This is a genomic window from Streptomyces sp. BPTC-684 (genome assembly GCF_030028635.1).
Taxonomy (GTDB): domain Bacteria; phylum Actinomycetota; class Actinomycetes; order Streptomycetales; family Streptomycetaceae; genus Streptomyces; species Streptomyces noboritoensis.
In genome coordinates this window covers 4,843,549-4,863,313 of sequence record NZ_CP124863.1, presented here as the reverse complement: position 1 = coordinate 4,863,313, position 19,765 = coordinate 4,843,549, and the positions used below count along the sequence as shown (strand labels likewise).

Here is a 19,765-nt window from a genome sequence, read left to right as displayed (position 1 = left end):
TGAGATGCGCCCCTGCGGGGCGCCCAGGGGATTGCCGCGCAGCGGCATTTTCAGGGGCGCGGGGAACTGCGCGACCAGCCCCCACCGGCCCGCAGACGAATAATCGCCCTCCAGCGGCGCGCCTACGCCTCTTCCCTCGGCGGCTCCGTCCCTCCGCCCCGCCGGATCGTGCGCAGGGCGGCGCCCGGGCGCCAGGCCCGCAGGACGATGTCCTCCGCCTCCTTGTCGATGCCCGTGTGGACCACCTCGGTCAGCTCGGCCCGGAAGAGGAGGAACGGCTCGGGCGGGTGCACGTCGTCCGCGTACCGGGCGAGCTCCCCGGGGTCGACGACCTCGACCGCCCGTCCGCTGATCCGGACGTCGCCGTCGGCCATCTCCGCGTCGGGCCCGGGGTTCGCCTGGACCGCGAAGCGCGGGTCGCGGCGCAGGTCGTACGCCTTGCGGGAGTTCGGCATCATGCCGAGCCACAGCTCGCCGCCGCGGATCTCGACCTCCAGGCCGGTGACCCGGGGGCTGCCGTCCGCGCGCAGGGTCGCGAGGACGTGGTGCTTGTACAGGAGGAAGCGCTCCCGCACGGTCGCGGCGAACCGCGGCTCGGCGGCCTCGAACTCTTTCCAGCGGAATGTCTGCGTCTGCGGTGTCTGCGGTGCCATGCGCCCAGCAAACCGCAGATACCCGACACCTTCTGTCTGGATTACTCCGACGTCCGGACTACTCCGCCGTCGCCGCGACGATGGCGGCCAGCGAGGTGCGGCTCCTCTCCAGCCCGTCGATGCGCTCCTCGATCGCGGCGAGCTGCTCGCGCAGGAGCGGCGTGAGGCACGGCTCGACCTCCGCCTCGCCGCCGCACACGCAGTCCAGCACCTCGCGGATCACCCGCGTCGGGAGCCCGGCGTCGAGGAGGCCACGGATACGGCGTACGGTGCGGGGCGCGTCGGCGGCGTACGAACGGTGGCCACCAGGCGTCCGCTCGGACTCCAGCAGCCCCTGCTCCTCGTAGTACCGAAGGAGCCGCACGCTCACTCCGGTCTCCCGCGACAGCTCGCCGATCTTCACCGTGATCCCCCTCACACACGCCCGTACGGGCTTGAACCTCACATCGGTGTGAGCTCCTAGCGTTCCCGCCATGACGCACACGAACACCGCAACCCGCACCTCGTCCGACATCTTCCACCTGGGCGGCGACCTGCCCGTACACCGCATCGGCTACGGCTCGATGCGCCTCGCGGACGCCCCGGACGCCCGCTCCGGCGGCACGGCGCAGATCTGGCGGGCGCCGACCGACCGCGCCGAGGCGGTCGCGCTGCTGCGGCGGGCGGCGGAGCTGGGCGTGGACCTCTTCGACACGGCCGACGCGTACGCGCTGGGCGCGGGCGAGGAGCTCATCGCGGAGGCCCTCCACCCCCACCGGAACCAAGGCATCACGGTCGCCACCAAGGTCGGCGTGGTCCGCCCCGGGCCCACCGAGTGGGTGCCCCTCGGCCACCCCGCCTATCTGCGCCAGCAGGCCGAGCTCTCCCTGCGCCGACTGCGCACGGAGCGCATCGACCTGCTGTACCTGCACCGCATCGACCCCGACTATCCGCTCGCGGACCAGGTCGGAGCGCTCCGGCAGCTCCAGGACGAGGGCAAGGTCCGCCACATCGGCCTCTCCGAGGTGACGGTGGCGCAGCTGCGCGAGGCGGCGGAGACCGCCCCGGTCGCGGCCGTCCAGAACCTCTACAACCTGGCCTCCCGCGAGTCGGAGGACGTCGTCGACTACACGGCCGCCCACGGCATCGCCTTCGTCCCGTACTTCCCGGTGGCGATGGGCGCCCACGCGGTCCCCGACAGCCCCCTGTCCCAGGCGGCCCGCGACCTCACCGCCACCCCGTCCCAGACGGCTCTCGCCTGGCTGCTCCACCGCTCCCCCACGATGCTCCCGATCCCGGGCACGTCGTCGGTCCCCCACCTGGAGGAGAACGTGGCGGCCCTGCGCCTGCCGCTCACGGGGGCGCAGTTCGAGGAGATCAGCCGGGCGTCTGCTCCTGGAACGACGGCAGGCTGAAGATCCGTTCCTTCGACGCGTCGTCCATCAACTCGACCAGCGGCAGCACCAGTTCCCACAGGTCGCGTTTGTCGACCTCGCGGGCGAGCGCGTCCAGGTCGTCGTCCGTGAGGGCGGCCGCGGAGGTCGCGATCGTCTCGCGGGAGGCGGCGGGGAGGAGTTCAACCAGGGGGAGGAACTCCGCCCACAGGCCCGTGGCCACCACCGCCGGGACGATTCCGGTGAGGATCCCGGGGTCGCGCAGGGACGGCAGGAGGGCGACCGCGCGGCGGTCGTCGTCGGAGAGGAGGGCCACCAGGGGGAGCAGGGACTCCCACAGGTCCTGGGCGGCCACGGTGCGTACGAGCGAGTCGAGGCGCTCCGGCGGCTGGCGGGCCGCGAGCGTGGCGATGCGGGTGCGCCGGTCGCCCGTCACCAGGCCCGCGACCGCCAGCGCCTCGGGCCACAGGCCGTCCGCCGCCGACGCCACGACCCGCGCCAGGCGCTCCTCGCCCATCAAGTCGACTATCCGGCCGAGGTGTTGGGGCAGGTCGATCACGCTGCCCGTCCTCAGCACCACCGCGTCCTCGACCTGCGGCAGGATCCGCTCCAGCGCGGAGTCGCGCAGATGGCCCACGAAGCGGCCCATGGTGAGGTGGTCGCCGCGTTCGGCGAGGGCGACGGAGACGCGTACGAGGAGGTTCTCGTCGAGGCGGTCCACGATGCCGGGGATGCGGCGCGGGTCGAGGTGCGCGCAGGACTCCGCGGTGAAGGCGACCGGCAGCTTCTCGATGATGTCGGCCGCCCGGGCGGGTTCGAGTCTGCCCGCCACGGCGGCCGCCAGGCGAGGACCCAGCGCCTTCTGGGAGATCGCGGCCGCGACCCCGGCGGGCACCAGCTTGGTGGCGCGGGCGATCCGGTCGAGCATCTCCGGCGTGCCGTCGAAGAGCGCGGCCACGGTCTGCTCGCGCAGCCGCCGCAGGTCGTCGGCGGGGAGAGCGGTCAGGAAGGCGAGTTCGTCGGGTTCGCGGCCGAGCAGGCGGGCGATCTTCTCCGTCTCGGCGCGGCCGAGGAGCTTGTCCATGTCGGTCACCGGCTCACTTGAAGAGGATGCGGCGGACGGGACCCCGGGCGAGCGCGGGGACGAGCTTCAGCGCCTCCTCGGCGGCCTCGCCGAGATCGGCGGCCCTGGACGCCCGTTCCTCGCGCAAGGCGGAGGCCAGGAGCGCCAGTTGGCCCTCCGTCAGGGCCGCCAGGCCCTCCGGTGGCGGTGACCCCAGCTCCGTACCCAGTCGTGACAGCGCTTCGGTGCTCACGGAAACCTCCCGGCGACAGCGGCGGCATCGGTCCGGTCCCGAGCGTGGTGGGGATTTGACTTTTAGTCAATAGAGTCGCCCGGGCGCGCCCAGCGTTCGCGCAGCACCTCCTCCGCGGGCTTCCCGTGCGGTGTGTACGCGAGCCTCGCCGGTGTCTCCCCGCTGTCCGGCCAGTCGTCCCACATCCACCAGCACACCCCGGCCCACCAGTCCCGGCCCGTGAAGACGTCCAGCAGCGCCCGGTATCCGGCGGCCTGTTCCCCGGCGTCCTCGCGCTTGCTGACCGTCCAGGAGTACGGCGCCGTGGTCGAGCCGTGCTGGCTCGTGTATCCGGCCTCGGTGAACAGGATCTTGCGGTGCTGCCGTCCGGAGAAAGCCGCCAGTTCGTCCGCGACCGGCCGCCAGGCCCGGCCCAGCTTCGCCGCGTCCGCCGTGGGGGACGACCCCAGCGGCCAGTAGGCGTCGATGCCGATGACGTCGAGCTCCGGCCAGAAGGGAACCTTCGCGTACTCGTCGTAGTTCGCCGCGTACGTCAGCGGCTCCCGGTAGCGCGCGCGGACCGCCGCGATCACCTTGCGCCAGGCCGCCAAGTCCCCGGACACGCCCGCGAGTTCGGTGCCTACCGCGAACCGCTCGGTGCCCGTGTCGTGCGCGAGCGCCGCGTAGTGCGCGATGAACTTCTCGTACGAGGCGAACCAGGCCGCCCGGTCGGCGGGGCGGATCTCGGCCCGGTCGGTGCCGTCCACCAGGTCCACGTGCGGCTTCAGCATGACCTTGAGCCCGGCCCGGTGCGCCAGGGCGGTGATCCGCCGCAGGCTCGCGTCGCTCGCGGTCTCCTCGGTGGGGTGCTGCTCCGCGTCCTTGGTGCCCTTCTGGTACCAGGTGGGCGTGAAGACGACCCAGCGCGCCCCGGTGTGCGCGATGTCCGCCAGATATGCCTCGGCGCGCGGGCTGTCGTAGTCGTCCGCCGCCCAGGACGGCAGGGTCATCCCCCGCACCGTCCCCTCGCCGGCGGCCCCGGACGGGCTGGGGCCGGGCCCCGAGTCGTCGCGCGGCTCCCCCGAGCAGCCCCCGAGCACGAGCGCGGCGGCCGCGGCGAGAGCCGCGACCGCCTTCTTTCGAGTGGTGCTCACAGCGCCGCGGGGCTGACGAAGGTGTAGCCGAGGGCCTTGATGCCGTCGATCGTGTCCTTCAGCGGCTGGACCGGATAGTAGGGGTGATAGAAGAAGCTCGCGAAGCCGTCCCGGACCGCCAGGTTGGCCTTGGCCGACGCGATCAGGTCCGCGGGCAGCCGCGGAGGATGGTTGTTGTACGCCACGGGCTCATAGTTCCCGATGTTCTCCGGCAGCACCTTCGTCCCGTACACATCGTTGACGACGTACGGGAAGAACTGGCCGATGAACCGGTTCGGGTCCGCCGTACCACCGCTCAGCGTCCCCGCGAAGTACAGCGAACGCTCCAGCCGGGACGGGTAGTTCTGCGCGAAGACGCGGTAGTCCGTGGCGGAGGCGGCGTAGTGCGGAGTCGTCCACAGCTGGGGGCGCGGAAGCCCGGCCGAGGCGAACGCCGCGAGGCCCGCGGTGATCCGGGACTGCGCCCAGGCCGTGGAGTCCTCGGCCACCGGCCCGTCGTAGACGACGTTGTCCGCCGCGTCCACGTGCGCCCGGTAGAACTCGAAGTCGTCGCCGGTCACCCCGGTGTACGGGTTGTTGACGCTGTCGTACTGGTGTGTGTAGCCGTGCTCCATCAGCACGGCGCCGCGCGCCAGCATGTACTTCAGCGCCGAGACGACCTGCGGCCGCTGCGCGAGCGTCACCGTCTGCGGCGTCCCGCCGCTGTAGACGCCCTTCGGGTCCTTGTAGACCGGGATGACGTTGATGCCGTACGGGATCCGCTGGGAGTACAGGTAGTCCGCCATCGCCCGCAGATCCGCCGGGTCGGCGTCGGGGCTGATGTCCTCCAGGCGGACCATCGCCCGGTGGCGGGCGGCGGTGCCGGGGGCCAGCGAGTCGTACAGCATGTCCTCGAAGGCGATCACGCGGTCGCTCTCGGAGACGTAGGCGAACGGGATCTCCCCCACGTAGGTGAGGTTGGCCGACCGCACCGCCCACGGGAAGGTCTTCCCGCTCGCGGAGTCCAGCGCCTCGGCCACCTTGGTGACCGCCGGATAGCCCGTCCCGGTCAGGATGTTGGGGCGCAGCACGCCGCCGTCCTGCCCGGCCGGGATCTTCCGGGTGAGCGTCTGGCCGCTGTAACCGACCTGCGTGACGTTGCCGACGGAGCCGCCGTCCTCGAAGTACGAGGTGGTCGGGTCCCAGCCGTACTTCTGGGTGAACTGGGCGACCCCCACCGCATTGCCCATGTTCCAGATGTTGTCGCCGACCCAGGTCACCGGGGTCGTGGAGGCCTGGACGTCCTGGTAGAACGCGGCGGGCACGGCGTCCGGGATGCCACCGCCGTAGTAGGTGGAGCCGAGGTAGACGGCCGCCGTGTACTGGCCGAGCATCCCGGCGGTGTACTGGGAGACCGGCTTGGCGGTGACGGTGCCGAAGTGGCCGCCGAGGTTGGCCGCGGCCATGGCGTACAGCTCACCGAGGTGCCCGTAGGGGCCCGCGGTGTCGTAGAGCACCAGGGTCGAGGTCGCGTCGGGCGCCGCGAGGAGCCGCTGCACGGTGGTGGTCACCGTCGACAGGGCGGCCGTGACGGGCGCGTGCGGCGCCACCCGGCGTTTGATGTCCGCGGCGAGGTGGGCCTTCGCCCAGTCGGCCAGGCTCACCCGGCTGACGTTCGCCGCCGGGCCGATCAATTCAGGCCGCGGCCGGTGGCGGTCGGACGGGGCGGCCGAGGCCGCGAAGGCGGTCCCGATCAGGGCCGCGATCAACAGGAACACGACGGAGGTCCGGCGCCGGCCCCGCCGCCTGCGCACGGACGCCCTCCGCAAGGATTTCATGATTGATTTCCCCCCTCTTTGCCATTCAATGGCAGACCAGGGACCCGTGCCGGTTTTCCCGGCCGGGATCTTGGCCGAATGAGGCACACGATTCTTCTGGCCGACCACAAAGCCTGTCAATAGGTTAGGAGTCCTCGGTTCCGCCCCCAGCTCCCGCGAAAATTTCGATCCATGAACTTTTAACTTCAGCGCTCGCGGCACTGTCCGAATCTGCTACGTTCGCCATCTCACGCGGAGACGTGTGGGTAAAAATGGGGGGGGAACCCATGTACGGAAAACCTGCCTTGGGCACCGTGCTGCCGCTGGCGGGGATGGCGGCGGCACCCGAGGCCGTGCCGGGCCTACCTTTGGCCAAGGCTCTGCAGGCCACGGCGGGTGCGGGCTTCGTTCTCTACTGCCTGATCGCCTGCGTCCTCATATCGATCAGAATTCGACTCCGCTGGCACACCGGTTCGAATATTCAGCCCGACGGGGCACACCCCGACGACCTGGGGCGGAAATGATCGTCGAACTGCTGCTGTGGTCGAGCATTTCCATCATTCTCATGGCGGGCTGCTACAACACCGGTCTCTTTATGCTCTCCAGGCGCAGGCCGCCCCGTCGAAAAGGACCGCGTAAAGAACGGCTCTATGTATTTCTCCTCGCCTGCCTCAATGAAGAACAGGTGTTGGCCGAGAGCCTGGCGCGCATCACCGCACTGCCCGCCGGGAATTTCCTGGCCCTGGTCATCGACGACGCCTCGGACGACCGTACGTCCGAGATCGCCCTGGCGGCGGGCCCCGACCGGGTCCTGCTCCACCGGCGCGAACTGCCGGACGCCCGGCGCGGCAAGGGCGCCGCGCTCAACGACGGCGTACGGTTCCTGACCGAATCCGGTGTGCTCGACGGGCACGATCCGGACGACGTCATCCTCTGTGTGGTCGACGCGGACGGGCGCCTCGACGGCCATGTGGTCCAGTCCGTCGACCCGTTCTTCGACGACCCCCGCACCGGAGCCACCCAGATCTGCGTGCGGATGTACAACCGGCGCACCGGACTGCTCGCCCGCCTCCAGGACATGGAGTTCGTGGTCTACGGCGACGTCTTCCAGAGCGCGCGCCGGTTCATCGGAAGCGTCGGCATGGGCGGCAACGGCCAGTTCATGCGGCTGTCGGCGCTGCACACCCTGGGGCCCGGCGGCCCCTGGAGCGACAGCCTCACCGAGGACCTGGACCTCGGCGTACGGCTGATCGCCAAGGGCTGGGCCACCCAGCACTGCACCACGGCCTCGGTGTCCCAGCAGGCCGTCCTCACCCTGCGGCGCCTGGTACGGCAGCGATCCCGCTGGTTCCAGGGCCACCTCCAGTCGGCCGGACTCGTCCCGCTCATCCTGCGGGAGGTCCCTACCCGACCCGCGCTCGACCTGCTCTACCACCTCTCCAGCCCGGTGCTGATCCTGCTCACCTCGCTGCTGCCGCTGTCCTTCCTGGTCGCCCTCGGCGGCACCGTCCTCGCCTCCGTCGAGGCGGGCCGGGCGCTGGTGTCACCGATGTGGCTGCTCGGCCCGTACGTGCTCTCCTTCACCGCCGCGTACGCGTACGGCTTCGTGTACGCCAAGCGCGAGCGGGACCTGGGGCTCGTGCGGTCGGTGCTGATCGCCCACGTCTTCGTGTTCTACGGCTACATCTGGTTCGCCGCCGGCTGGTGGGGGCTGTGGCGGATGGCGACCGGGAAACGCACCTGGCTGAAGACCGCCCGCACCTGAGCGGCGGTCCCGCGCCGGCCTCGTAGGCGCACCTCTCACTTCTCTCATCGTGCTCGTCCTTGTCATAGGGGGGACCTATGTCTGCCATGCCTTCGTTTCCTTCCGCTGCGCCCGTGCGCGCCATGCTGGTGCTCGGCACCCGGCCCGAGGCGATCAAACTGGCGCCGCTCGCCCGGGCGCTCGCCGGCGGTACGGAGTTCGAGCCGGTCGTCGTGACCACCGGCCAGCACCGCGAGATGCTCCAGCAGATGCTGGGGCTGCTGCGGGTCGACGTCCGCTACGCCCTCGACGTCATGCGCAACCGCCAGCAGCTCTCCGATCTGACGTCCCGGCTGGTGGAAGGGCTCGGCCAACTGCTGCGCAGGGAGCGGCCCGACCTGGTCGTGGTCCAGGGCGACACCACGACCGCGCTGGCCGGGGCGCTCGCCGCCTTCTACGAACGCGTTCCCGTCGCGCACGTCGAGGCGGGGCTGCGCACCGGGGTCCTGGACAACCCCTTCCCCGAGGAGCTCAACCGCTGCCTCATCGGGCGGATCGCGCGCTGGCACTTCGCCCCCACCGAGCGCGCCGCCCGGCACCTGCGGGCCGAGGGCATCCCCGACGGCCAGATCTTCACCACCGGCAACACCGTCATCGACAACCTCCACTGGGTGCTCGCCGAGGGGCTCGGGCAGAGCGCGTTCCGCACCGCGCGGCGGCGGATCCTGGTCACCCTGCACCGCCGGGAGAACCAGGGCGCCCGGATGCACGCGATGGGCCGGGCGCTCGGCCGGCTCGCCGAGCGGGGCGACGTGGAGATCGTGATCCCGCTGCACAAGAGCCCGGCGGTGCGCGAGGCGCTGCTGCCGCTGGCGGGCCGGCCCGGCATCACCCTGGTCGAGCCGCTGGACTACCCGGACTTCACGGCCACGCTCGCGGGCTGCGACCTCGTCCTGACCGACTCCGGCGGCATCCAGGAGGAGGCCCCCAGCCTCGGCAAGCCCGCACTGGTGCTGCGGACCACCACCGAGCGGCCGGAGGCGGTGGAGGCCGGGGCGGCCCGGCTCATCGGCACGGACCCGGAGGCCATCGTGGGCGCGACGGCCGCGCTCCTGGACGACCCCGGCGCGTACCGGCGGATGTCGACGGCGGGCAATCCGTACGGGGACGGCGGCGCGACCGCGCGGATCGTCACCCAGCTCAGCGAGGACTTCGCGGCGGAAGTCCCGTCCGCCCCCGTGCCCTTGCTCCCCGCGCCCCCCGTAGGCGGCGGACCGGGTCCATACTCGACGGCATGACGACAGCCCCGCGTCTGCGGCGCCCGGTCCCGCCGACCGGGCCCGGTGGCCGCAGACGCAGAGCCACCGCCCTGGTCCTGGCCGCCGCCCTGCTGGCGGCCGGGGCCTTCGGGCTGAGCAGGTGCGCGGACGACGGCGGCCCGGCGCCGCGCGAGCCCTGGGCCGACGGCACGGCGCACGGCCGCTGGCAGTCGGTGTTCAACGGCCACGGCGTCAACACGGGGGACGACGACTCCCTCGATCTGTCGCCGCGGCGGGCCACCGACCCCGGCACCACCCACGCGGGCCTCGTGGTGAGCCGGGACGTCTACGGCGACGTCCGGTACGAGGCCCGGATGCGCACGGTCGAGCAGTTGCGCACCCCGGCGCCGAACACCTGGGAGGTGGCCTGGCTGGTGTGGGCGTACACCGACCCGGAGCACTTCTACTACATCACCCTCAAGCCCAACGGCTGGGAGCTGGGCAAGCGCGATCCCGCCTACCCGGGCGGCCAGCGCTTCCTGGCGACGGGCGAGCGGGCCTTCCCGGTCGGCCAGTGGTACACGGTCCGGGTCCAGCAGCAGGGCGGCCACCTCCGGGTGGCCGTGGACACGGCGGGCCTCGCCGACTTCACCGACACCGAACGCCCTTATCTCCAGGGCGCGTTGGGGGCGTACACGGAGGACGCGCGGGTGGAGTTCCGCCGGCTGCGGGCCGAGGGCCGCAAGGGCTGACGCGCCGCGACGCCCGCCCGGTCGTCCGGTCGGGGACAGTGGGGCAGGCGCCGCGCTGCGGGGGCCCGGGGGTGTCCCCCGATCCGGCGCAGCCCGTACACCGTTGTACGGAACGATTTGGGTGGAGCCGACTAGACCGTCAGCGCCCGGTCCGTCGGACGGATCGGGGCGGGCAGTGCGCTCCTCCCCGTAAGGTACCGGTCCACACCCCGTGCTGCCGAACGGCCCTCCGCGATCGCCCAGACGATCAAGGACTGGCCGCGGCCCGCGTCACCGGCCACGTACACTCCGTCGACATTGGTCGCGAAGTCGGCGTCGCGGGCGACGTTGCCGCGCTCGTCGAGCTTCAGGCCGAACTGCGCCACCAGGCCGTTGGACTGGTCGGTGCCGGTGAAGCCCATGGCGAGGGTGACCAGCTGGGCGGGGATCTTCCGCTCGGTGCCCGGCTTCCGGTTCAGCTTGCCGTCGGTGAACTCGACCTCGACCAGGTGCAGGAACTGGACGTTGCCGTCCTCGTCGCCCTCGAAGTGGGTGGTGGAGACGGAGTAGACCCGCTCGCCGCCCTCCTCGTGGGCCGAGGTGACCTTGTAGAGCATCGGGAAGGTCGGCCAGGGCTGGCCGGTCGGGCGGTCCTCGCTCGGCCGCGGCATGATCTCCAGCTGGGTGACCGAGGCCGCGCCCTGGCGGTGGGCGGTGCCCACGCAGTCCGCGCCCGTGTCGCCGCCGCCGATCACGACGACGTGCTTGCCCTCGGCGGTGAGCGGGGGCGCCACGAAGTCGCCCTCCTGCACCTTGTTCGCCAGCGGCAGGTACTCCATGGCGAAGTGGATGCCGTTCAGCTCGCGGCCGGGGACCGGCAGGTCGCGAGAGACCGTGGCGCCGGCCGCGATGACCACCGCGTCGTACCGCTTGCGCAGCTTCGCCGCGTCGATGTCGCGGCCGATCTCGACCTCGGTGCGGAACTTGGTGCCCTCCGCGCGCATCTGCTCGATGCGGCGGTTGATGTGCACCTTCTCCATCTTGAACTCGGGGATGCCGTAGCGCAGCAGACCGCCGATGCGGTCGGCGCGCTCGTACACCGCCACCGTGTGACCGGCCCGGGTCAGCTGCTGGGCGGCGGCGAGGCCCGCCGGGCCCGAGCCGATGACCGCGACGGTCTTGCCGGAGAGCCGCTCCGGCGGCTGCGGGGTGACGTCGCCGCTGTCCCACGCCTTGTCGATGATGGAGACTTCGACGTTCTTGATGGTGACGGCGGGCTGGTTGATGCCGAGCACGCACGCCGACTCGCAGGGAGCCGGGCACAGCCGCCCGGTGAACTCCGGGAAGTTGTTGGTGGCGTGCAGCCGCTCGGACGCCGCCGACCAGTCCTCGCGGTAGGCGTAGTCGTTCCACTCGGGGATCAGGTTCCCCAGCGGACAGCCGTTGTGGCAGAACGGGATGCCGCAGTCCATGCAGCGCCCGGCCTGCTTGCTGATGATCGGCAGCAGCGAGCCGGGAACGTAGACCTCGTTCCAGTCCTTGACGCGCTCGGCCACGGGGCGGGTCTTCGCGACCTCGCGACCGGTGGTGAGAAAGCCCTTGGGGTCAGCCATTGGTCGCCGCCTCCATCATCTTCTCGGTGGTCTCCTGCTCGGAGAGACCGGCGAGCTCAGCGGCTTCCTTGGCGGCGAGCACTGCCTTGTACGTGGACGGGATGATCTTGCTGAAGCGGGCCGCCGCGGTGGGCCAGTCGGCGAGCAGCTTCTCGGCGACCGTGGAGCCGGTCTCCTCCTGGTGGCGGCGCACGACGTCGTGCAACCACCGCTCGTCGGCCTCGGTGAGGGCCTCGACCGTCGTCAGGTTGCCGGAGTTGACGTGGTTCGGATCGAGGTCGATCACGTACGCGATGCCGCCGGACATACCGGCCGCGAAGTTGCGTCCGGTCTCGCCCAGGACCACCGCGTGGCCGCCGGTCATGTACTCGCAGCCGTGGTCGCCCACGCCCTCCGAGACCACCAGGGCGCCGGAGTTGCGGACGCAGAACCGCTCGCCGGTGCGGCCGCGCAGGAACAGCTCGCCGCCGGTCGCGCCGTACGCGATGGTGTTGCCCGCGATGGTCGAGTACTCGGCGAGGTGGTCGGCGCCCCGGTCCGGGCGGACGATCACGCGGCCGCCGGAGAGGCCCTTGCCGACGTAGTCGTTGGCGTCGCCCTCCAGGCGCAGCGTCACACCGCGCGGCAGGAAGGCGCCGAAGGACTGGCCGGCCGAGCCGGTGAAGGTGACGTCGATGGTGTCGTCGGGCAGGCCCGCACCGCCGAACTTCTTGGTCACCTCGTGGCCGAGCATGGTGCCGACGGTCCGGTTGATGTTGCGGATCGCGACCTGCGCGCGGACCGGCTGGGCGTCCTCGGCGGTGGCGGCCTCCAGGGCGTCGGCGGCGAGCTTGATCAGCTCGTTGTCGAGCGCCTTCTCCAGGCCGTGGTCCTGCTCGACGACGGCGTGGCGCACCGCGCCCTCGGGCAGCTCGGGCACGTGGAAGAGGGCGTCCAGGTCGAGGCCCTGCGTCTTCCAGTGGCGCACCGCGCGGCTGGTGTCGAGGAGCTCGGCGTGGCCGACGGCCTCCTCGATCGACCGGAAGCCCAGCTCGGCGAGGAGCTCGCGGACCTCCTCGGCGATGAACTGGAAGAAGTTGACGACGTACTCGGCCTTGCCGGAGAACCGGTCGCGCAGCACCGGGTTCTGGGTGGCGATGCCGACCGGGCAGGTGTCCAGGTGGCAGACGCGCATCATGACGCAGCCGGAGACGACGAGCGGAGCGGTCGCGAAACCGAACTCCTCGGCGCCCAGCAGCGCGGCGATGACCACGTCGCGGCCGGTCTTGAGCTGGCCGTCCGTCTGGACGACGATGCGGTCGCGCAGCCCGTTGAGCAGCAGGGTCTGCTGGGTCTCGGCGAGACCGAGCTCCCAGGGGCCGCCCGCGTGCTTCAGGGACGTCAGAGGAGACGCGCCCGTGCCGCCGTCGTGGCCGGAGATGAGGACGACGTCCGCGTGCGCCTTGGAGACACCCGCGGCGACCGTGCCGACACCGACCTCGGAGACCAGCTTCACGTGGATGCGGGCCGCCGGGTTGGCGTTCTTGAGGTCGTGGATCAGCTGGGCCAGGTCCTCGATGGAGTAGATGTCGTGGTGCGGCGGCGGCGAGATGAGGCCGACGCCCGGCGTCGAGTGACGCGTCTTGGCGACCCACGGGTAGACCTTGTGGCCGGGCAGCTGGCCGCCCTCGCCGGGCTTGGCGCCCTGCGCCATCTTGATCTGGATGTCGTCCGCGTTGACGAGGTATTCGCTCGTCACGCCGAAGCGGCCGGAGGCGACCTGCTTGATGGAGGAGCGGCGCGCCGGGTCGTACAGGCGCTCCGGGTCCTCGCCTCCCTCGCCGGTGTTGGACTTGCCGCCCAGCTGGTTCATGGCGATGGCGAGCGTCTCGTGCGCCTCGCGCGAGATCGAGCCGTACGACATGGCGCCCGTGGAGAAGCGCTTGACGATCTCGGAGACCGGCTCGACCTCGTCGATGGAGATCGAGGGGCGGTCGGAGGAGAAGCCGAAGAGCCCGCGGAGCGTCATCAGCCGCTCGGACTGCTCGTTCACGCGCTCGGTGTACTTCTTGAAGATGTCGTACCGGCGGCCGCGGGTGGCGTGCTGGAGGCGGAAGACCGTCTCCGGGTCGAACAGGTGCGGCTCGCCCTCGCGGCGCCACTGGTACTCGCCGCCGATCTCAAGGGCGCGGTGGGTGGCCGCGATGCCGGAGGCGGGGTACGCCTTGGCGTGCCGGGCGGCGACCTCCTTGGCGACGACGTCGATGCCGGCGCCGCCGATCTTGGTGGCGGTGCCGCTGAAGTACGTGCCGACGAACCGCTCGTCGAGGCCGACGGCCTCGAAGACCTGGGCGCCCCGGTAGGAGGCGACGGTCGAGATGCCCATCTTGGACATGACCTTGAGGACGCCCTTGCCGAGCGCGTAGATCAGGTTGCGGATCGCCTGCTCGGGCTCCAGGCCCTCGATGAAGGTGCCCGCGCGGACCAGGTCCTCGACGGACTCCATCGCCAGGTACGGGTTGACGGCCGCGGCGCCGTAGCCGATCAGCAGCGCCACGTGGTGCACCTCGCGCACGTCACCGGCCTCGACGAGCAGCCCCACCTGGGTGCGCTGCTTCGTACGGATGAGGTGGTGGTGGACGGCGGCGGTGAGCAGCAGCGACGGGATCGGCGCGTGCTCGGCGTCGGAGTGCCGGTCGGAGAGGACGATGAGGCGGGCGCCGTCCTCGATGGCGGCGTCGGCCTCGGCGCGGATGGCCTCGATGCGCTCGGCGAGCGCGGCGCCGCCGCCGGATACCCGGTACAGGCCGGAGAGCGTGACGGCCTTCATCCCGGGCATGTCGCCGTCGGCGTTGATGTGTATCAGCTTCGCCAGCTCGTCGTTGTCGATCACCGGGAACGGCAGCGTGACGCTGCGGCAGGACGCGGCGGTCGGGTCGAGCAGATTGCCCTGCGGGCCGAGCGAGGAGCGCAGCGAGGTGACGAGCTCCTCGCGGATCGCGTCCAGCGGCGGGTTGGTGACCTGCGCGAACAGCTGGGTGAAGTAGTCGAAGAGCAGCCGGGGGCGCTCGGAGAGGGCCGCGATCGGCGAGTCCGTGCCCATCGAGCCGAGCGGCTCGCCGCCGGTGCGGGCCATCGGCGCGAGGATGACGCGCAGCTCTTCCTCGGTGTAGCCGAAGGTCTGCTGGCGGCGGGTGACCGAGGCGTGCGTGTGCACGATGTGCTCGCGCTCGGGCAGGTCCTCCAGCTCGATCTCGCCGGCTTCCAGCCACTCCTTGTACGGCTTCTCGGCGGCCAGCGCCGCCTTGATCTCGTCGTCCTCGATGATGCGGTGCTCGGCGGTGTCGACGAGGAACATCTTGCCGGGCTGGAGGCGGCCCTTGCGGACGACCTTCGCGGGGTCGATGTCGAGCACGCCGACCTCGGAGGAGAGCACGACCAGGCCGTCGTCGGTGACCCAGTAGCGGCCCGGGCGCAGGCCGTTGCGGTCGAGGACCGCGCCGACCTGGGTGCCGTCGGTGAAGGTGACGCAGGCCGGGCCGTCCCAGGGCTCCATCATCGTGGAGTGGTACTGGTAGAAGGCGCGCCGGTCCGGGTCCATCGAGTCGTGGTTCTCCCACGCCTCGGGAACCATCATCAGGACGGAGTGCGGCAGCGAGCGGCCGCCGAGGTGGAGGAGTTCGAGCACCTCGTCGAAGGAGGCGGAGTCGGAGGCGTCCGGCGTGCAGACCGGGAAGATCCGGTCCACATCGCGGTCCCCGAACAACTCGGTGACCAGCTGCGACTCGCGGGCCACCATCCAGTTGCGGTTGCCCTTGACCGTGTTGATCTCGCCGTTGTGCGCGACGAAGCGGTACGGGTGGGCGAGCGGCCAGCTCGGGAAGGTGTTCGTCGAGAAGCGCGAGTGGATCAGCGCGACGGCGGTGGCGAACCGGCGGTCGGAGAGGTCCGGGAAGAACGGCTCCAGCTGCCCGGTGGTGAGCATGCCCTTGTAGACGATGGTCCGGGCGGAGAGCGAGGGGAAGTACACCCCGGCCTCGCGCTCGGCGCGCTTGCGCAGGACGAAGCCCTTGCGGTCGAGCGCGATGCCGCTGCTGGTGCCGTCGGCGACGAAGATCTGCCGGAAGGCGGGCATGGTGGCGCGGGCGCCGTTGCCGAGCAGCTCGGGCGTGACGGGCACCTCGCGCCAGCCGAGGACGTCCAGGCCCTCCTCGGCGGCGATGGCCTCGATCCTCGCCACGGCCGAGGTGCTGTCCTCGACGGGCAGGAAGGCGATGCCGACGGCGTACGCACCGGCCTCGGGCAGCTCGAAGGAGGTGACCTCGCGCAGGAACGCGTCCGGCACCTGGAGCAGGATGCCGGCGCCGTCACCGGAGTCCGGCTCGGAGCCGGTGGCACCCCGGTGTTCGAGATTGCGCAGTACGGTCAGCGCCTGCTCGACCAGCTCATGGCTGGCCTCACCGGTCAGGGTGGCCACGAACCCGACACCGCAGGCGTCGTGTTCGTTACGGGGGTCGTACATCCCCTGCGGAGCAGGTCGACCGTCCATGGGCGACCAGGCGTCGGAACGCATCGGCTCTCCCGTCGTCGTCGTGGCATATACACAGCCGAGGGACGACGTTGGCCCTCTGCGAAATTTCGTGCAGGTTACATGATGGGACGGATCTCGGGAACCGGATAGTCCATTCCAGCATGCGGACACTCGGGCGGCGATCGCCGTGCTTTCCGGGGCAGGCTTCATTGCCTGCGGCAGCGGAGTGTGTACGGCCTATGCCCGGTGGTCGAAGATGCGAAACCGCTCAGTAACGATTAGTTATGTGGGTTCCTGCATACTCCCGCATCTTACGGGTGGCGGGGCGATCCCGTGCAGGACGTAGGTCACATGGTGACCCCGGACCCGCGTGCGCGCACGGCGAAGGCCCGCCCGGACGGGTGTACGTCGGGACGGGCCTTCGGGGCGAGAGGGGCGGAAGGGCCTGGGGCGCCGGTCAGCCCACCGCCGTGCCGAAGAGCGAGCCGAGGCCGAAGGTGAGGGCCGCGGCGGCGCCGCCGAGGGCCAGCTGGCGCACTCCGCTGAACCACCACGAGCGCGCGGTGACCTTGGCGACCACGGCGCCGCAGGCGAAGAGACCGATGAGCGCGAGCAGCACGGCGGGCCACAGGGCGGTCGCGCCGAGCAGATACGGCAGTACGGGCAGGATCGCGCCCAGCGCGAACGAGCCGAAGGACGAGATGGCGGCGACGGCGGGCGACGGCAGGTCGTCCGGGTCTATGCCGAGCTCCTCGCGGGCGTGGATCTCCAGCGCCTGCTCGGGGTCGCGGGAGAGCTGCATGGCGACCTCGCGGGCGAGCGCGGGCTCGACGCCGCGCGACACGTACAGCTCGGCCAGCTCCTCCATCTCGTCCACCGGGTGCTTGCGCAACTGCTGGCGCTCGACGTCGAGTTCGGCCTCGACGAGCTCGCGCTGCGAGGCGACGGAGGTGTACTCGCCGGCGGCCATGGAGAAGGCTCCGGCGGCGAGACCGGCGAGGCCGGTGACGATGATGGTGTGCTGCGAGACGGCGCCGCCGGCGACGCCGGTCATCAGGGCGAGGTTGGAGACGAGCCCGTCCATGGCGCCGAAGACCGCGGGGCGCAGCCAGCCGCCGTTGACGTCCCGGTGGGTGTGGTTGTCCCGGTGCGCCTCGTGCAGCGCGGCTTCGGTGTTGATGACGGACACAGCTCTCCCCTTGCGTTCAGCAGCGGGCGCTTGCGTCCCGCCCCCCTCTTCTCCGTCGAAATTACGCTCGATGTAAGCCCCGCGCTAGCAAGGCAGGCCGTACTTACCCAGGTCAGAGGGCTGTTGTGCTCATTCGTGGCCGCTCTTGCACAGATGTGGCGGGAGGGTGACAGATGGACTCCCGGCTCGTTCGGCGTGGCAGAGATCAAGCGAAGGATCAGGCGACGTCGAAAGGCCTCCCATGGAGTTGATCGCCGGCGGACCGGGAACGGCCGAGGCCATCCGCGAGCGAGCCAGGGGCGCGCTGTTGGGCCTCGCGGTGGGGGACGCGCTGGGCGCCCCCGCCGAGAACATGAAACCGTCGGAGATCCGGCGCCGCTGGGGCCGGATCGAGGGCTTCGTCTCGGACGACCCGGCGGGTACGGACGACACGGAGTACGCCATCTTCTCCGGCCTGCTGCTCGCCCGGCACGGCTCGGCGCTGACCGTCACCCACGTCGAACACGCCTGGCACCACTGGATCGCGGACCGCGACGAGGGCCCGTTCCGGGGCGCGGGCTTCAGCGAGCGCGGCACCCTGGAGAACCTCCGCCGGGGCCTGGCGGCGCCGATCTCGGCCCAGCACCGGCACGCGTGGAGCGACGGGCTGGCCATAAGAGCGGCGCCGTTCGGGGTGTTCGCGGCGGGCGCCCCGAAGGAGGCGGCGCGGCTGGTGGCGATCGACGGCTGCGTCAGCCACGAGGGCGAGGGCATCTACGGCGGCCAGGCGGTGGCGGCGGGCGTAGCGGCGGCGATGACGGGCGCGGGCCTCACGTCGGTCATCGCCGCAGCCCTCTCGGTGATCCCGATGGACTCCTGGACCGCGCGCTCGCTGCGCCGCGCGGTGGCGGTGGCCGACCAGGGCGAACGCGCGGTCCGCTCGGCGGTGGTGATCGGCGGCTACCCGTGGACGGACCTGGCCCCCGAAGCGGTGGCCCTGGCCTTCGGCGCCTTCGCCACGGCCCGGGGCGACTTCACGGCGTCGGTCCTGACGGCGGTCAACATGGGCCGCGACGCGGACACGACGGCGGCGGTGGCGGGCGCCCTGTCCGGCGCGTACGGCGGCGCCGCAGCAATCCCCCCCACCTGGTCGTCCGCGATCGGCCCGGTCCGCGGCAGCTGCCTCCCCGAGATGCGCGGCTACCACGTCCTGGACATCGCGGACTTGCTGACGCCGGATCCCGAGGAAGGGGAGAGCGCGTGATGGGTGACGAGGTTTCAGCGGAGCGTACGGAGCTCCGAAGCGGGGTGCGGAGGCCACCCCAAGCCGACCGCATCGAGGGCCTCCTCCTCGGCCTCGCCGCAGGCGACGCCGCCGGGTGGCCCGCCGCGCGGCACCGCGCCGCCCGTATGCCCGAGTGGACCCGGCGGCTCACCCGGGAACTCGACACCTTCGCCGAGCAGAACGCCACCACCACCCTCCCCGTCCCCATCGCCCTCAACCAGCCCCCCGAACCCCTGCGTCTGGGCCCGTCGGACGACGCCGAGTGGGCCGCGTTCGCCGCCGAGACCGTGCTGACCGCCGCCGAGCCCCTGCTCGCCCACCTCACCCCGGCCCGACGCGTCCGCGCCGCCGTCGACCGCGCCTGGAACCTCCTCGCCGCCGAGGTCGCCGCGGCGGCCGAGCGCGCCCCCGAGGTCGAGTCCGCGGTGCTCCCGCTGCGCGCCCGCATCTCCGTACGCGCGGGCCTCGGCAACCTCGCCACCGGCCTGCGCCCGCCCGCCACCGGCCACGACAACCCGCACTACTTCGACGACGCCGCCTGCGTACGCGCCGCCGTCCTCGCCGTGGTCCACCCCGGCGCGCCCCGGGAAGCCGCCGAACTGGCCGAGTTCGACGCCCGCTACACCCAGGACGGCGACGGCGTGCACGGCGCCCGCGCCGTCGCCGCGGCGGTCGCGGCCGCGCTCGGCGGGGCCGGCGTCGAGGACGCCGTCGCGGCCGCGCTCGACGAACTCCCGCCCGACACCGAGATCGGCCGCAACGCCCAGCACGCCGTCAAGCTCGCGCACGACTTCGCCGACGACACGGCGGGCGCGTTCGCCCTGGTCCCGCTCCTGGAGCACCAGATCGTGGACCACGTCTACAGCTACGGGATCGCCGCCGCCGAGACCGTCCCCGTCGCCCTCGCCCTCGCCACCGCCTCGCGCGGCACGGTCGCCGAGGCGGTCCCGGCCGCGGCCTGTCTGTCCCGGGTCGCGGACTCGGCGCCCGCCCTCGCCGGGGCGCTCACCGGCGCGCTCGGCGGCGGCGCGGCGATCCCCGCCCCCTGGCTCGACGCCTGCCGCACCCTGTCCGGCTGCGCCCTCCCGCGCCTGGCCGGCACCGACCTCGTGGAGCTCGCCGGGCTCCTCGCCGACACGCTGCGCCACCCGCCGGGCGGCTGAGCTTTTCACCGCTTTTCGCGA

The 19,765-nt window shown here is 71.8% G+C and carries 16 protein-coding genes; 7 read left to right on the top strand and 9 right to left on the bottom strand.

Annotation, left to right across the window (positions count from 1 at the left end; genetic code table 11):
• Nucleotides 1–122: 122 nt before the first annotated feature.
• Together QIY60_RS21480 and QIY60_RS21475 are read right to left on the bottom strand one after the other, a co-directional pair.
• A complete protein-coding gene (locus QIY60_RS21480) occupies nt 123–653 on the bottom strand; it encodes a pyridoxamine 5'-phosphate oxidase family protein (protein ID WP_283143893.1) in 531 nt (176 codons plus the stop codon).
• A gap of 58 nt (nt 654–711) precedes the next feature.
• Nucleotides 712–1,056 (bottom strand): MerR family transcriptional regulator, encoded by a 345-nt coding sequence (locus tag QIY60_RS21475; protein WP_283146026.1) that lies wholly within the window; start codon nt 1,054–1,056, stop codon nt 712–714.
• A gap of 70 nt (nt 1,057–1,126) precedes the next feature.
• On the opposite strand from QIY60_RS21475, the gene QIY60_RS21470 reads away from it, so the two are divergent.
• Complete coding sequence (locus QIY60_RS21470; RefSeq protein ID WP_283143892.1) at nt 1,127–2,047, top strand: aldo/keto reductase; 921 nt, start codon at nt 1,127–1,129, stop codon at nt 2,045–2,047.
• Here QIY60_RS21470 and QIY60_RS21465 read toward each other — a convergent pair.
• From QIY60_RS21465 to QIY60_RS21450, 4 genes are all read right to left on the bottom strand, one after another.
• Nucleotides 2,010–3,110, bottom strand: coding sequence for a hypothetical protein (locus tag QIY60_RS21465; protein ID WP_283146025.1), 1,101 nt, complete (start codon nt 3,108–3,110; stop codon nt 2,010–2,012). The genes QIY60_RS21470 and QIY60_RS21465 overlap by 38 nt on opposite strands.
• Nucleotides 3,111–3,123: 13 nt before the next feature.
• Complete coding sequence (locus QIY60_RS21460) at nt 3,124–3,342, bottom strand: hypothetical protein (RefSeq protein WP_283143891.1); 219 nt, start codon at nt 3,340–3,342, stop codon at nt 3,124–3,126.
• A gap of 62 nt (nt 3,343–3,404) precedes the next feature.
• A complete protein-coding gene (locus tag QIY60_RS21455; RefSeq protein WP_283143890.1) occupies nt 3,405–4,475 on the bottom strand; it encodes a hypothetical protein in 1,071 nt (356 codons plus the stop codon).
• Nucleotides 4,472–6,232 (bottom strand): polysaccharide deacetylase family protein, encoded by a 1,761-nt coding sequence (locus QIY60_RS21450; RefSeq protein ID WP_283143889.1) that lies wholly within the window; start codon nt 6,230–6,232, stop codon nt 4,472–4,474. Before QIY60_RS21450 ends, QIY60_RS21455 begins: the two co-directional genes overlap by 4 nt.
• A 344-nt stretch (nt 6,233–6,576) precedes the next feature.
• On the opposite strand from QIY60_RS21450, the gene QIY60_RS21445 reads away from it, so the two are divergent.
• From QIY60_RS21445 to QIY60_RS21430, 4 genes are all read left to right on the top strand, one after another.
• Complete coding sequence (locus QIY60_RS21445; RefSeq protein ID WP_283143888.1) at nt 6,577–6,795, top strand: hypothetical protein; 219 nt, start codon at nt 6,577–6,579, stop codon at nt 6,793–6,795.
• The gene (locus QIY60_RS21440; protein ID WP_283143887.1) at nt 6,792–8,036 is read left to right on the top strand and encodes a glycosyltransferase family 2 protein; all 1,245 of its coding nucleotides are present in this window, start codon (nt 6,792–6,794) and stop codon (nt 8,034–8,036) included. The genes QIY60_RS21445 and QIY60_RS21440 overlap by 4 nt, the downstream gene beginning before the upstream one ends.
• 122 nt (nt 8,037–8,158) lie before the next feature.
• The gene (gene wecB / locus QIY60_RS21435) at nt 8,159–9,313 is read left to right on the top strand and encodes a UDP-N-acetylglucosamine 2-epimerase (non-hydrolyzing) (RefSeq protein WP_283146024.1); all 1,155 of its coding nucleotides are present in this window, start codon (nt 8,159–8,161) and stop codon (nt 9,311–9,313) included.
• The gene (locus tag QIY60_RS21430; RefSeq protein WP_283143886.1) at nt 9,310–10,026 is read left to right on the top strand and encodes a family 16 glycoside hydrolase; all 717 of its coding nucleotides are present in this window, start codon (nt 9,310–9,312) and stop codon (nt 10,024–10,026) included. Before wecB ends, QIY60_RS21430 begins: the two co-directional genes overlap by 4 nt.
• A gap of 131 nt (nt 10,027–10,157) precedes the next feature.
• Here the strand turns inward: QIY60_RS21430 and QIY60_RS21425 are convergent, their stop codons facing one another.
• The 3 genes from QIY60_RS21425 to QIY60_RS21415 form a co-directional block, all read right to left on the bottom strand.
• The gene (locus QIY60_RS21425; protein ID WP_283143885.1) at nt 10,158–11,618 is read right to left on the bottom strand and encodes a glutamate synthase subunit beta; all 1,461 of its coding nucleotides are present in this window, start codon (nt 11,616–11,618) and stop codon (nt 10,158–10,160) included.
• The gene (gltB, locus tag QIY60_RS21420) at nt 11,611–16,170 is read right to left on the bottom strand and encodes a glutamate synthase large subunit (RefSeq protein ID WP_283143884.1); all 4,560 of its coding nucleotides are present in this window, start codon (nt 16,168–16,170) and stop codon (nt 11,611–11,613) included. The genes QIY60_RS21425 and gltB overlap by 8 nt, the downstream gene beginning before the upstream one ends.
• 415 nt (nt 16,171–16,585) lie before the next feature.
• The gene (locus QIY60_RS21415; RefSeq protein ID WP_283143883.1) at nt 16,586–17,317 is read right to left on the bottom strand and encodes a VIT1/CCC1 transporter family protein; all 732 of its coding nucleotides are present in this window, start codon (nt 17,315–17,317) and stop codon (nt 16,586–16,588) included.
• A 241-nt stretch (nt 17,318–17,558) separates the two neighbouring features.
• Between QIY60_RS21415 and QIY60_RS21410 the strand changes: the two genes are divergently transcribed.
• Both QIY60_RS21410 and QIY60_RS21405 read left to right on the top strand, forming a co-directional pair.
• On the top strand, nt 17,559–18,560 hold the full coding sequence (locus QIY60_RS21410) for an ADP-ribosylglycohydrolase family protein (RefSeq protein WP_283143882.1): 1,002 nt from the start codon (nt 17,559–17,561) through the stop codon (nt 18,558–18,560).
• On the top strand, nt 18,560–19,744 hold the full coding sequence (locus QIY60_RS21405) for an ADP-ribosylglycohydrolase family protein (RefSeq protein WP_283143881.1): 1,185 nt from the start codon (nt 18,560–18,562) through the stop codon (nt 19,742–19,744). The genes QIY60_RS21410 and QIY60_RS21405 overlap by 1 nt, the downstream gene beginning before the upstream one ends.
• Nucleotides 19,745–19,765: the final 21 nt, after the last annotated feature.